The 14,455-nt window shown below is 45.6% G+C and carries 7 protein-coding genes and 1 pseudogene; 2 read left to right on the forward strand and 6 right to left on the reverse strand.

What is annotated here, in order from left to right; translation table 11 throughout:
• Nucleotides 1-93: pseudogene (locus NC997_RS16870) on the forward strand (IS630 family transposase); the annotation flags it as partial.
• Nucleotides 94-268: 175 nt separating this feature from the next.
• Here the strand turns inward: NC997_RS16870 and NC997_RS16875 are convergent.
• Nucleotides 269-1,858: an ADP-ribosylation family protein gene (locus NC997_RS16875; protein ID WP_190526393.1), complete on the reverse strand. Its 1,590-nt coding sequence runs from the start codon at nucleotides 1,856-1,858 to the stop codon at nucleotides 269-271.
• Nucleotides 1,859-2,344: 486 nt separating this feature from the next.
• Nucleotides 2,345-4,243 (reverse strand): response regulator, encoded by a 1,899-nt coding sequence (locus NC997_RS16880; RefSeq protein ID WP_190526395.1) that lies wholly within the window; start codon nucleotides 4,241-4,243, stop codon nucleotides 2,345-2,347.
• A gap of 270 nt (nucleotides 4,244-4,513) precedes the next feature.
• Here NC997_RS16880 and NC997_RS16885 point away from each other — a divergent pair, with 270 nt between their 5' ends.
• Nucleotides 4,514-9,253 (forward strand): PAS domain S-box protein, encoded by a 4,740-nt coding sequence (locus NC997_RS16885; protein ID WP_190526397.1) that lies wholly within the window; start codon nucleotides 4,514-4,516, stop codon nucleotides 9,251-9,253.
• 7 nt (nucleotides 9,254-9,260) lie between these two features.
• On the opposite strand, the gene NC997_RS16890 is transcribed toward NC997_RS16885, so the two are convergent.
• The 4 genes from NC997_RS16890 to NC997_RS16905 all read right to left on the reverse strand — a co-directional run bounded on the left by NC997_RS16890 (nucleotide 9,261) and on the right by NC997_RS16905 (nucleotide 14,316).
• Entirely contained in the window at nucleotides 9,261-10,376 is a 1,116-nt protein-coding gene (locus tag NC997_RS16890; RefSeq protein ID WP_190411785.1) for an AI-2E family transporter, read from the reverse strand.
• Between the two features lie 379 nt (nucleotides 10,377-10,755).
• Nucleotides 10,756-12,663 (reverse strand): ATP-binding protein, encoded by a 1,908-nt coding sequence (locus NC997_RS16895; protein ID WP_190526399.1) that lies wholly within the window; start codon nucleotides 12,661-12,663, stop codon nucleotides 10,756-10,758.
• Between the two features lie 68 nt (nucleotides 12,664-12,731).
• Nucleotides 12,732-13,637 carry a PhnD/SsuA/transferrin family substrate-binding protein gene (locus NC997_RS16900; protein ID WP_242030380.1) on the reverse strand — a complete coding sequence of 302 codons (906 nt, stop codon included), beginning with the start codon at nucleotides 13,635-13,637 and terminating at the stop codon, nucleotides 12,732-12,734.
• A 355-nt stretch (nucleotides 13,638-13,992) separates the two neighbouring features.
• The gene (locus tag NC997_RS16905; RefSeq protein ID WP_190526401.1) at nucleotides 13,993-14,316 is read right to left on the reverse strand and encodes a hypothetical protein; all 324 of its coding nucleotides are present in this window, start codon (nucleotides 14,314-14,316) and stop codon (nucleotides 13,993-13,995) included.
• Nucleotides 14,317-14,455 lie beyond the last annotated feature (139 nt).

Consider the following 14,455-nt stretch of genomic DNA (forward strand, 5'->3'; position numbering starts at 1 on the left):
TGGTCTTGGCTCAAGAGCCGCATCCGCAAACAACTCGACCAGTTTAATTGTTTGCGAGATGCAATCGAGCATGTCTTATGCTTGTCGTCCTAATTACCTTGGCGATTGCTATATCTTTGATTACAGGTGTCATTGAGGGCTAAAATTAAGGGCTTTAAATGACATCAACGCAAGAGTATTGTTTAAAAGTTCTTTACCCAATACGGCAAGAAATTCGTGCTTTGTAATGCGCGATCGCTGACTATTTCTGGTAGCTATAACTTTATCGCTAATAAATATTCACTGACTGGAGCGATCGCTTTTGAAAATGGACGAATGCGATCGCAGCCAAAGCATCTCGACCGAGTGCGCGGTAGGCAGCATCCAGCAGTTTGGCAGCAGCCGCTTCTCGTTCTGGATTCCCGCCGGAAAGCCAGTGCAAGTCACGACCGAATGCCAGCGCCTCAGCCGGTTGACCCTCGGCACAAGCTTCTAGTGCTGCCGCAATCCAGTCTTGGACAATGGGGGCATCCCCTAAGATAGCCGTTCTGATTACTTCAAGATCGCGCTGAGGGAAAGTTTCGGCGCTGAAGCCGGGAATTGCCACCCCCGCACCATCCTCAGTCGCAATCCTGGCACCCAGCCGCTGTTGTTTGTAGGCTTTCTCATACAGACTTCCCATTTCAGGGCGTTCCGCCGTTTCAAACATCATCACCGCATCGCGGAGTGCTGAGAGTCTAACTCGTCGATGCCGAGAATCGTTGTCATAGCGGTCATATTCCAGCTGAGAGACCGCTTTTTCGATTTGGAAGCGAACCTGTTGGAGCAATGTTTGACAACCGTCATCACAGACGGGAATGCCATCGTTGTTCCAGTAATACATCACACCCGTGGGCAGTTCTCTGGGGTCATCGTACCAAAGACCAAAATGCAGACCATCGCCGCCCCCGTACAGCAAAGTGAGAAACTCCGGCGGATCGCGGTAATAGCGGTAATGTAAGCGATGGTCAAGTTCTGGTATGGGTTTTCGCTGCAAACCTTCTTCACTGAATAAATCAAACAAACCGCAAGGTGTTGCAATCCAGTGCATTTCTTGCCGCTCAATCGGAGTTAAGCTGAGCCAGAAAGCCCAGAATGCAAAAACATGGTCGGGTAAGGTCAAGCCGTGGGTTTGTTGTACCAGCGATCGCACGGTTTCGACCAACGCTTGGGCTTTTTGTCGGGCATTTAAGCGCATCTGCTCGATCGTGGCAGCATCCGGCAGATTTTCCTGACGCCATGCCATATATTCCGCTTTCCAGGAACGTTCATTTGCCGCTTGCCACAGATGTCGCCAGATATCCGTCCAATGACCTGAATCATCAGGGCATTCTTTAATTTGCTGACGCGCAGCTTTGTAGAATTCTTCGTGCCGATAGGCGTTTGGCGTCCAGCGTTCTGTTTCTGTTTCCCAGCGTTGTTTTGCCCATGAAACGCCATGTTCTGCGATCGCTGTAAAAGATGCTTCAAAAGCATTGAGCAAAGTCTGTCGTTCTACGGCAGCTTTCGCCTCAAATTCTTGACGAAATGCACAGAAAGCAGACCACTCGGCAACTAAATCATCCTCTGGTCGATCCAACTGCTTCAGCCACCAATTATCAAATTCCTCCTGAAGCATCTGGTCGATATCTTTTTCAATCTCGTCCCGGAAGCGGGGACGGGGGTCTTCACCCAGTAACTCGAATTGCTCTTGATTTAGGGTGATTTCTGCTTTGCGACCCAATATTTCGACTTCAACGACAATCTTTTCTCCAGGCTGCAACTTGACTACCACACCCTGAAAATCACTAAATGGGCCTGCGGTTATCGCTCCTACGCTTCCTGGTTTGAAATTTTTCATTTCCTCCCTCCTCACAGCATCGCCAAGCGGATGCGGGGTAAGCGCAGCGGTCTTGCAACTAGCACTCCTCGCTTGTCTGAAGTTCTCTTGTCAGGCTCTTAAACCATCTTAATTTTACTCTGATGACTGGCGGCAAATCTAAACTTTTGGGCATCCTTCTGCTAGGCTCGGAATCACTGCTATTGACTTTTTGTTTCCTGTACAGCCACTGAAAAGCAATCGAGAATCAGAAATTAAATTTCATTGTTTTATGATTTTTATAATTTTAATTTTAAGTAAAATTTTCTAAAAATGCTGATAATTAAATCAAATAAAATATAATTATTTGTTTATATAGTTTTAATTTAAAAATAGTTGCATTTGTTATTTTCACTATCCTGAAATTAAAAATTTCTATTAATAAAGCTCAACGGTAAATACTGAAGTGCAAGCATTACTGTAACGCTCCGATCGCATCGTTGAGAGGATTAGCAACTCCAAACTAATTTAAGCGTGACCCATCTCAACAATATTTTCCCACGATGAAAACATTCGCAGGCAATTTCTACCTTCATGCTTAGCTCTGTAAAGCGCTCGATCGGCTTGATGTAATAAATCTTGAGAATCAACTAAATTAACAGCGCTAGCGATCGCGCCACCGATACTAATCGTAATGGGTAGCAGCAGATCGTTAGAAATCTTGAAAGGGCATTCGGCGATGCAAGAGCGTAAACTTTCACCATACTCTAAACCATTGTGCAGATTCAGTCCCAGGGTGATGCAGACAAATTCTTCACCGCCATAGCGATACAACAGGCTGCTAGGGCGTGCATTGGATTGTAGTCGTCCGGCGATCGCTTGCAGCACACAATCCCCCACTGTGTGACCATACGTATCGTTCACCCGCTTAAAATGATCCACATCAATCAGAAATACACACAAATAACGGTAGCGAGTATTCGCATCGCGGTTGCCGACTTGCCGCAGCATATGAGGCAATGCCTGATCCATTGCCCGCCGATTTAATAAACCTGTTAACTGATCGGTCAGCGACAAAGATTCTAGCAATTCATTACGGGCAGTCAATTGCTGATTCGCTTGTCGCAGTGCCTGATTCGCTTCGCTCAATTCTTGCGTTAACCGCTGCAATCGCAATCCCGCGCCCACCCGCGCCCGTAATTCACTCATATCAATTGGTTTTGGGAGATACTCATCAGCTCCAGTATCTAAACCCTCCACCCGGTCTTTTACATCCCCACGAATCGTCAGCAAAATAAAAAATGCCAAAGATAATTCTGGATCGGATTTAACCTGACGGCACACTTCCAGCCCATTGATGACTGGCATCATCCAATCACAAATAATTAGATGAGGGTGTAGCTGCTTTGCTTTCCTTAATCCCTCTTCACCATTCGCCGCTACTATGACTTCATGACCTAGAAGTTGGAGTGAGTTTTTGACGACTAACCGAACGCTAGGATCGTCATCAATAATTAAAATTTTTGACGTGGAACCAACCTGCGTCCCTCCAGTCCGATTAGCGTGAAGAAGGACTGGAGTCTCACCCTCCACCCTCTCCCAGTCAATTATCTCAAACAAAAAAGATTGAATCTTTTGGAAATGATTTTCTATTTGAATTACCAATTGAGTCACTTCCTTAAAGTTTTTTTGTTGGCTCTGAAGTTCTAATCGATCGGCTAAATTTTTTAATTTGTTGACGCCAACATTCGCACTAGCACCCCGAATTTGATGGGCTTTATGTTCAATCACTTCAAAATTTTTAGAAAAAGTTGCTGATTTTATCGATGATAAGTTTACTTTTGTATCTTCTAAAAAGGCTTGTAGAATTTCGTTTCGCAATTTCAGATCCCCCAAGGTTATATCGTCTAAGCGATTTAAATCCACCCAGTCATTGACGCTTGACTCGTCCGGGTTGGCACTGGAGTCAACGGGAATAATTTTACTTGTTAAATCTATAGATGAGGAGGCAGATGAGGATGCGATTGCCTGCTTATTTTTAATAATAACTTCAATCCAATTTTCTAATTTAGCTGCCAACTCTTCCTCACGAACCGGCTTAAGTAGATAATCATCCATGCCGACCTTTAGACAGCGATCCCGATTTGCTTTCATGCCGTTGGCAGTCATTGCAATCAAGATTGTCTGTCGCGCATCACCTTCTAATTGACGAATTCTTTGTGCAGTTTCATAACCGTCTAGTATCGGCATCTGGCAATCGAGGAGGATTAGGTCATATTTTCCTTGGGATCTCATCCATAATGCTTCTTGACCATTAGCAGCAACATTTGCTTCATACCCTAACTTCTTTAACTGTTTAAATACAACCGTCTGACTCACAAGGCTATCTTCAACTAATAGAATTTTTAGGTATTCTTGCTTGGTCATAGAAATGATGAATGATTTCACTCTTGCCTAAATGAGCGGAAATTTATTGTCTGTATAATTACTTACATTAGCAGGCAATCTGGAACGTTCCAGCAGTTTCTTGCAATCGGCATTTTTGTGGATGTTAACAGAAAATTTGGGCGATCGCTCTTAGGGAAGCCATAACGAGGCAGGAGATATAGCGATCGCCCTCGATTTGAATAACTTTACAAATATGCATTGCTTTGAATACACCTGTAAAAATTAGAATGCTACCCTTCAAAAACGTAGATGAAAGCACCTTTACCCGAAAACGAACCAGAACGGATTCAAGCGCTACAGCAGTATGAAATCCTCGATACCGCCGCAGAACAGGCATTTGACGATCTGACGCTTTTGGCTGCACACATCTGCGGTACACCAATTGCCCTCGTCAGCTTAGTTGATACGGATCGGCAGTGGTTTAAATCAAAAGTTGGCATCACGGCTCAGGAAACTCCTCGTGATATTGCTTTTTGTGCCCATGCTCTCCTGCAAACCGACCTATTTGTTATCCGCGATGCATCCACTGACGAGCGGTTTGCCAATAATCCCCTCGTGACTTCCGATCCGAATATCCGGTTTTACGCGGGTGCTACTTTGTTAACCCCAGAAGGCTTGGCACTGGGAACTTTGTGTGTAATTGACTCCGTACCGCGAGATTTGAGTCCCCAACAGCGGGTGGCGCTGCAAGCACTCAGCCGGGAGGTGATGACGCAACTGGAGTTGCGACGGAATAATCGTGAATTGGCACAGGCGATAAAACAGCGCGACAAGGCACAAGAAGAACAGCTTCAATTCTTCACCCTGTCTCTAGATATGCTGTGTATTGCCGGGATGGATGGCTATTTTAAACGTCTAAATCCATCATGGTCAAAGACTCTCGGCTTCACCAATGAGGAACTTCAAAGCCAACCGTTTATCGAATTTGTGCATCCAGACGACCGGGAAGCAACGATTGCCCAAGTGCAACAACTTTCTACAGGTATAGATACAATTTCTTTTGAAAATCGCTACCGCTGCAAAGACGGCTCTTATCGATGGCTGTTGTGGAAAGCAACGCCCTTGTCTGAACAGCAAGCAATCTACGCAGTCGCTCATGACATTACCGAGCGCAAGCGTCATGAAGAAGAAATGCGGAATACCCAGACATTTCTGAACTCAATTGTCGAAAATATTCCCCACATTATTTTCGTCAAGGATGCTCAAGAACTTAATTTTGTGCGTTTCAATAAAGCGGGTCAAAAATTAATTGGTCGTAACCCTGAAGAGTTGCTGGGAAAGAATGACTATGACTTGTTTACCAAAGAAGAAGCAGATTTTTTCACCGCCACCGATCGAGAAGTGCTGGCAACCGGAAAAATTTTAGATATCCCAGAAGAGCGGATACAGACAAAAGATAAAGGTTTAAGAATATTACATACTAAAAAATTACCGATTTTAGATGCCCAAGGAAACTCACAGTATTTATTAAGGATTTCTGAAGATATTACCAGTCGCAAGCAGGCGCAGGAGGATCTGCGAAAAAGCGAAGAATGCTTCCGCTTAGTCGTAGAAGGGGTCAAAGATTATGCAATTTATATGCTCGACCCCAAGGGATATATTGTGAGCTGGAATGCGGGAGCAGAAAGGATTAAGGGATATCGAGCGGAGGAAATCATTGGTCAACATTTTTCTTGTTTTTATGAGCCAGGAGAAAATCAACAAGCGATCGCGCAAAGCGAACTAGAAATCGCGATCGCTCAAGGGAATAGCGTTGCCGAAGGCTGGCGCGTGCGGAAGGATGGTTCGCGGTTTTGGGCGCACGCTGTCGTAACCGCCTTATATGATGACGCTGGAAACCTGCGCGGATTCTCCAAAGTGACGCGGGACATTACCAACCACAAAAGGACACAAGAAGCATTAGCGCTGCAAGCCCGTCTCGCTCACTTCCGCGCCGAGGTGGATTCTGCCCTCACTCAAAGCGACACCCTGCAAAGCATTTTGCAGCGCTGCACCGAGGCAATGGTGAAGTATTTGGACGCAGCATTTGGGCGGATCTGGACGCTCAACCGGGAAGAGAGGATGCTGGAACTGCAAGCCAGTGCTGGGATGTACGCGCAGGTTGAGGGTTTATATCGCCGCGTTCCGATCGGCACCCTGAAAATCGCCAAAATTGCCCAAACTCGCCAACCCTACCTAACCAATTCTGTTGTAGACGATCCTCAGATTCTGGATAGAGAATGGGCGGTGCGGGAAGGAATGGTCGCCTTCGCTGGATATCCCCTGATTATTGAAGGCTCTGTGATGGGAGTGATGGCAATATTTGCTCGTCAACCCCTCAATGAATCTGTTCTCCAGTCGCTGGAATTTGCAGCGGACAGGATTGCCCTGTGGATCGAGCGTAAACAGGCACAAGAGGAATTAAAGCGGCAGAACTTGCGATCGCAATTATTTTCCGAAATTACCCTAAAAATTCGCCAGTCCTTACAACTCGAAGAAATTCTTCAAACCACCGTTACCGAAGTCAGAAAATCTCTCGCGTGCGATCGGGTAGTGATTTATCGTCTGGCAGCCGATAAAACGGGTACCATCGTCACCGAAAATGTCGTTTCTGGTCTGCCCGCCTTATTAGGGCAAACTTTCAGTGCGGAAATCTTCCCCGAAGCTTACCATGAGGACTACTGCCACGGAAAAATCAGGATTGTGGCTGACGTAGAAAATGCTGAGATTTCACCGTGTCATCGGGAATTTTTGCAGCATTTGGCAGTCAAGGCAAAATTAGTCATCCCGATCTTGCAGAAAAACGAACTTTGGGGACTGCTGATTGCCCACCAATGCACCTCACCCCGACAGTGGTCTAGCTTTGAAGTCGAACTGCTGCAACAACTCGCAGACCAAGTCGGCATTGCCCTGGCTCAATCCCAACTCCTAGAAGAAGAAACCCTCCAGCGCCAGGAACTAGAGATCGCCCGTCACCAAGCTGAGTCAGCTTCTCAAGCCAAAAGCGCCTTTTTGGCAAACATGAGCCACGAAATCCGTACCCCCATGAATGCCGTTCTGGGGATGACTGGGCTGCTTTTAGACACGCCCTTGACTACAGAGCAAAAGGATTTTGTTGAAACGATTCGCATTAGTGGAGATGCCCTGCTGTGCCTGATTAATGAGATTTTGGACTTATCCAAACTAGAGGCTGGAGAGATGGATCTGGAAGTTTTAGACTTTGACTTATCTACTTGTGTAGAAGAAGTCTTAGATTTATTAGCTCCCCAAGCTCATGCCAAGGATCTGGAAATTGCTGCCTTGGTCTATCGCAACGTTCCCACCCACCTCCAAGGCGATGTCGGTCGTCTGCGGCAAATTCTCACCAATCTGATTGGCAATGGCATTAAGTTCACCAACGCTGGTGAAATTGTGGTCAGGGCAGAACTACAATCAGACACCGCCGCAAATTCTCTTGGGAAGGGCGAATCAGAGGACGTGGTAACGATTCGCTTCTCTGTCACCGATACGGGCATTGGCATCACCCCAGAAAATATGAGCCAATTGTTTCAACCCTTTTCCCAGGTAGACTCCTCTGCCACGCGCCAGTATAGCGGCACCGGCTTGGGACTGGTCATCTGCAAACAGCTCGTCACCTTAATGGGAGGAGAAATTGGCTTTGAGAGCCAACCAGGGAAGGGAAGCAAGTTTTGGTTTACAGTGCCTTTCAAAAAGCAAGCGGAACGGATAACACCACCCATCCAAACTTCTACCAATCTAGCGGGACGGCGTCTGCTAGTAGTTGATGACAATGCCACGAACCGCAAAGTGGTTCGCTCTCAGGCGGCGCACTGGGGAATGCAAGTAGATGAGGCGGATGGTGCTGCCGCCGCCATGAGAGTTTTGCAAGAAGCTCTGGAGTGGGGAATTCCCTATGATGTGGCGGTGATTGATATGCAAATGCCCAACGTTGATGGCATTACTTTGGGCGAGCAAATCAAAGGAAATCCTATGCTGGCTAATTTACCCTTGATTATGCTCACTTCTGCCGATCAGCGAGGGGAGGCACAACGGGCGACGAAGGCAGGATTTGCTGCCCATTTGATTAAGCCAGTCAAGCCATCTCGCTTATTGGATACCATTGTCTCCATCTTGGGGAAGCAAGAGGAACAGCGGGACAGAGGCAAAGAGGTAGGCAAAGAAGTAGAGGAGAAGAATTTTTCACCCCAACCTTCCCGAATTCCAATTCCCCAAAGCAAGTTGCGAATTTTGCTAGCTGAGGACAATCTGATTAATCAAAAAGTTGCCCTCAAGCAGCTAAACACTTTGGGTTATGAAGCCGATGTCGCTGCGAATGGGAAGGAAGTCGTAGAGTTATTGGAAAAAATTCCCTATGACTTAGTCCTGATGGACTGTCAGATGCCGATTCTCGATGGTTATGAAGCAACGCGAGAGATTCGGCGGCGACAAGGAGAAGGTTCGCGCCGTACCACTGTCATTGCTCTAACCGCTAACGCGATGAAAGAAGACCGCAAACGCTGTCTTGATGCTGGGATGGATGACTATTTGAGTAAGCCAGTATCAAGGGAACAGTTAGCAGTGGTAATTGAGCATTGGACGAAAGTCATTTTTCAGGATGCAAATCCCACCAGTGGCGGTATTGCCACACGGGAAGATGTAGAAACGAGATTCTCGTCTTTACAAGATTTAGTGGATTGGGAACATCTGCATCAACTTTCTGAGGGCAGCAGGGAGTTTGAGTTGGAACTGTTGCAAATGTTCTTCACGGAAGTTCAGGCTCATCTAGAATCGGTGAAAAGAGCGATCGCTATCAATGACTTTGATAGTCTTGCAAAAGAAGCTCATCACATCAAAGGTGCGAGTGCCAACGTCGGAGTAGAGGGGATGCGAAGCAATGCCCAAAAGCTGGAGGAACTCGCCTCTCAGTACCAACTTGGAGGAGCGACTGAGATAGTATCTGCGTTAGAAACAGCGCTCAGCCGCATTCAATCTTGGGTTAAGGAAATTTAAGGAATTGCTAATTGCTAGGAATTCCCCTTTGCTCCTCTGTGGTGATAACGACTTCCTTCGCAAAGGGGTTGTGAAAAAACGATCCGGTTTGAGGTGGCAGCATGGGATCGAGGACAATTTCTGCAAGACTTTTCCCGACACCTGTTAGGGGAATTGCTAGAATCACTCCTAACAATCCCCCCAATTTCGCTCCGAGTAGGAGAGAGACAAAGATAATCACTGGCGATAGACCTGTCAAATTGCCCATAATTCGGGGTGCGACCAAATTATCTTTTATCTGCTGAAGTGCGATCGCTATGGCTAAGACTTGCAGCGCCTGAAACCAATTGATAAACGCTACCACAATCACAACCGTGGCAATTCCTAAAGTTGCTCCGATAAAGGGAATGATTTCCATCAACCCAATAAAAACCGCAAATACTAGGAAGAATGGCACGTGCAATGCCCAAAATGCGAGGGAAAGAGTCGTTGCCATAAACACACCCAATAACACCTGACCTGACACAAATCGCTGCAAATTTCGTTGCAATGATTCTGTCAAACCATCTTTAATTTTGGATGAGAAAATACTCGTCAGTCCCCGCCAAACTCGCTCACCATCAATGAGCATATAAAAAGAAATAACGAGAATTAGAATTAAGTCAAAAAACCAGTTAAAAGTGCCTAATACTAAGCCAAAACCTCTGGTAGCGATCGCTTGGGCTTGCGCTTGTACTCGTGCCAACAACTCAGAAGCCAAAATTCGCACGTCAAACGGTAAATTGTGTTCGGCACTCCAAGCTTGGAAGGCGGCTAATTGCTGTTGTCCAGACTCTAGGAGCGAAGGTAAATTTGTCACCAATTGCCGCCCCTGATTAAACACTGGCGGTACTACAGTCAGGCCAATGAGTACCAGAGTTAAGCCTGCTATTAAATAAACTAAGATTGCTGCCACACTCCGGGGCAAGAAAGTTTGCAAAACGGCAACAGCATAGTTAAGAAAAAATGCAATCAGTCCGGCGGTCAGCAAAATGCTAATCAACTCACCCACATATCTCAGAGCCAAAATCGTCACCCAACCGCTTGTTAGAACGAGCAGCCAAGTGATTAGAAACTGTTGGAGGGGTGAAAAGGCACGATTCATCTTTGCTCTATCTCAATGGGGGAGAGTGGGTCGTAGGACTCCTGCTAAAGTTATTTAGAAAAAACTTTGCTTTCAAGACAGCAGCCGCTCTTTGGGGGCAAGCTGTGAAAGTCTTTGCAGAGGATCTTAAACAATTTAACATCCATCTGCGAGGCAACGATAGAGAGGACGGGGTTTGCGCGTGAAGCGATATACTATTTTGTTGTTTGTCTGCAACAGATAAACTTCTGCCTCCTTTTTTGTAGCCTTAGCAAAGGGATGCGCTCTTCACAGCGAAACCGAGATCCCGGACTTCGGAAGAGTTGCCCTAGGATCTCGCTTTCGCTGGCATCTCACAACTCAAATCGGATTGCTATAGCAGTTCTTTTAAGACCTAACGCTAGTTGTGAGTTTTTATCGGCAATGCGATCGCAAACTCTGTTCCTTGTCCAAACTCCGAAATTACCTCGATTTTCCCCTTGTGCTTTTCAACGATTTGGTAGCAGATGGAGAGTCCTAAGCCAGTGCCTTTACCTACCGGCTTCGTTGTGAAGAAGGGATTAAACAGCTTGTCTTTAATTTCCAAAGGAATTCCAAAACCATTATCTCGAATTCTTACCCGAATATAGTTAGACTTGAACCGTTCCGTGTGAATCAGAATCTGCGATTTTTCGGTTATTATTTTTTTATTTTGGATGGGAAAGCCCTTGTTTATTGCTTCCGCTTCTTCCTGTCTCTCATTTTTGCTCTTGGTGTCTTCCAAAGCATCAATTGCATTACTGATAATATTCATAAATACCTGGTTGAGTTGAGCTGGGTAACACTCAACGAGAGGCAAATCTTCATACTCTTTGATTACCTCAATTCCCCGCTTAAGGCGGTGATTGAGAATCAACAACGTGTTTTCTATCCCTTCATGGATATCGACTGGTTTCATCTCAGATTCATCTAGCCGGGAGAAGTTTCGCAAAGACAAAACAATTTGCCGAATACGTTCAGTGCCCATCTTCATAGAAGACAGGATTTTGGTAAAATCTTCCGTAAGGAAGTCCACGTCAATTGCTTCAATCTCGTGTTGAAGAAGAGGGGTAGGGTGAGGGTACTGCTGCCGATACAGATGTACTAAATTAAGCAGTTCTTGCGTATAAACGTTAGCGTGTTCCAGATTACCGTAGATGAAATTGATGGGGTTATTAATTTCATGAGCGATACCTGCAACTAGCTCTCCCAAACTGGACATTTTTTCAGTTTGAATGAGTTGAGATTGGGTTTGTTGGAGTTCTTGAAGCGCTTGTGTCAATTCCTCGGTTCGTTGTTCTACTCGCTCCTCTAGTGTCTGACGAGCTAACTCTAGTTCGTGGGTATATTCTCCTACCCACTGCACTAGGCAATTTAGAGAGGTTGCTAATGACCCCACTTCATCCTCAGTGGTAACTGGACTGCGGAGGTCAAAATTAGATTCTTGAGTGATGGCTCTGGCAACTTGAGTGACTGCTTCGAGGGGACGAGCGATCGCACGAGCCGTAATAATCGCCAACGCCACCGCGATCGCCACTGACAGCAGCATACTCCCAACAATAATTTGCAGCCTTAGTGTCTCAGCTTGCCCAAGCTTGTTTTTTGCTTCTATCTGTTGAGATTCTGCTGTCTCTTTCAGCCTAGTTAAACTCTCTGCTAATCGGTCGAAACTAACAATGATATTAGTCGCTGTTTTGCTTGTGATAGAATTCAAGAACTTTTGCTGCGCTACCGAAATTTCTTCTGTTTTCAAGTTAGCGGGATCAATCTGCCGCCAGAGAAACTTAATTAACTGAGTGTAGGATTCGGTATTGGTTTCATAACCATTCAATAAATTCTTTAAATCTGTAGGCTTTGTTGCTAAATTATCGGGGTAGCTGTCTATAAAAGAGTGGAATTCTGATAATATTGTCTGGCTCCGACTAACACTTGTAAAAAACTTAGCAGTTTCGTAGTCAAACCAAATTGGTTCTCCTAGTACAATAACCAGCCGCTGTGGGTGCGCTCGCAGTTCACCAACAGCATTTTCTAAGTTACTGAGGAGATTTTGCTGCTTCTCGGCAATTATTAGCTGCTTTTGAGCCTTCTTTTCGTAATAGTCTCCGCTAATTAGACCAATCGTTGTTCCTAAAACCGCTATGCCGATAGCCAAGGAATAACCGTAACCAATTTTTTTGGCTATACTCAAGCGCGGAATGAAGCGTCTTACCCAGTTTGTAGAAAATTTCAAGGTGTTCCCTTGGTTATCTAAGTTAGGCTTATCTGCAACCCCATGTCTTTTGAGATCCATTGAGGAAAGTCTAGAGGTTTAAAAAAACAAGAAAAATATCCAAAAATAGTCAAATCAAGCGATTAAAGCTATTGAACAAAACTACCTTGTCCAATAGCTTTATAGACCTCGCGAATCATATTGTAATCAGCATCATTCGCCGGAACTATCTGAGAGCCTTTGTACTTACCTTCCTCGACGGATAAAAGACTTTGAATTAGTTTGTCCTGATTTTTAATTGCGCGATCTCTCATCTCTTTAACGAATTCAGGAGCGAGCTTACTACTAGCAACAAATAAGTCCTTGGGGAGAAGCGGCCCTTTCACGATTAGCGGTAACTCACTCTCAGATAAGCCTTCATCTTGGAGGAATTTCTCATACTTAACAGTAGACCCTCCCCAAGCATCAACCTCACCTTTTTTCAAGGCGGGTAGTCCCTGACTTCCTAACATGAGGATTTTTAGGTCAGATTTAGGATCTAATCCAGCATCAATCAAAAACTTGGTGGGACCCAGATAACCGCTGGTTGAGCCTAACTGCCACATGGCAATTTTTTTACCTTTCAACTGTGCTACTGACTCGATCTTGCTGTTAGCAGAGACACAGATAGCTGCATGGTAGTTTGGTCGAGTGATGCCGATGACAGGAACCGCATTTGTCCTAGCACGCATGATTACATATTCCGAGGGGCCTGTGAGAACAAGATCCAGCTGATCTGACTGTAAGGCGGCGGCGGCGGCGATGTATGTTTCAACGGGAACAAACTCAAGTTTCGTTTCCAGTACCTCCTCTAGTGCCGTCCGCAATCCCCCATAATTACGCTGCAACTCTTCAAGGCTCGGAATCTCGGTTACTGTAAATCGGAGCTTTTCAGGGAAATTTCTGGCATTTGAAGGCGAATCTCTATCATTAGGGTTACTTGCTGCGGTACAGCTTGTGATTAATATTAGGGAATACCAAAAAAAATGGCGTCGCCGCATAATTTTTGCCAACAAACAAATAGAAATAATTCTAACTAATTAAAATTAGATTTTGGTTAAGAATAGGTCGTAAGCTATTTAATTCTAATCGTAGAATAAAAAATTAACTTTAAAAGTCTTATAAAAAGGTTTGTCGTTATTAAAGTTGCAGGCATAAGCGGCTGATTTTCTTGCAGAACGCGAGATTAAAGCCGCCCATATTTCTATAAGTATTAACCTTGGCGATAGCGAAGCGCCGACCTGTCGGTTCGCGCTTGTCTTACTGTAGGCGACGATACGACTTTATGGCGAGAGGAATGCGATCGCTTACACGAACCTCGTGTAGCGACTCCATCGCACGTTGTATTCCTTTGCAATTTCTAAAAGCCGATTACCACAACGCTGGCACCGGATCTTCTTCGGGTGGTAGGTCTACCTGCGATGGGGTATAAGGATTGCTGCGGGTTGCAGGTTGTTGTTGTTGTTGTTGCTGTTGCGTTACTGGAGGGGTTGTTGCCGTAGGGGTTACGGTTGGAACTGGGCTAACCGTAGTGGTCGGTGTAGGAGAGGGCGATGGTGTTGTCGTTTGACTACCCGCAGGAACTACTTGCCCCGCACTCTCACTACCGAGGGGGAAGCGCACGCCCACGATACCGCCTAAAAAAATAGCAAGAGCTACTACGAAAATCACGCCTGGGATTATTTGATCGCGCATCGCTCAGCGGTAAAGGCTTACTTTAATTCATCTTAGTCGAGTCAAAAACCCTAAGCTGTTCGCTTAAGGAAATAACTTTGTGTATTTTCACGAATTTTCGGTTAGTGCCACTCACCCCACCGACGGATTTCCAGCCTGC

This window comes from Trichocoleus sp. DQ-A2, assembly GCF_039961915.1.
Taxonomy (GTDB): Bacteria; Cyanobacteriota; Cyanobacteriia; order Cyanobacteriales; family FACHB-T130; genus FACHB-T130.

Excerpts from the sequence above, each read along its gene's own strand:
- NC997_RS16885 (WP_190526397.1), top strand. The coding sequence starts at position 4,514 with ATGAAAGCACCTTTACCCGAAAACGAACCAGAACGGATTCAAGCGCTA.
- NC997_RS16895 (WP_190526399.1), bottom strand. The coding sequence starts at position 12,663 with ATGGATCTCAAAAGACATGGGGTTGCAGATAAGCCTAACTTAGATAAC.
- NC997_RS16890 (WP_190411785.1), bottom strand. The coding sequence starts at position 10,376 with ATGAATCGTGCCTTTTCACCCCTCCAACAGTTTCTAATCACTTGGCTG.
- NC997_RS16875 (WP_190526393.1), bottom strand. The coding sequence starts at position 1,858 with ATGAAAAATTTCAAACCAGGAAGCGTAGGAGCGATAACCGCAGGCCCA.
- NC997_RS16880 (WP_190526395.1), bottom strand. The coding sequence starts at position 4,243 with ATGACCAAGCAAGAATACCTAAAAATTCTATTAGTTGAAGATAGCCTT.
- NC997_RS16905 (WP_190526401.1), bottom strand. The coding sequence starts at position 14,316 with ATGCGCGATCAAATAATCCCAGGCGTGATTTTCGTAGTAGCTCTTGCT.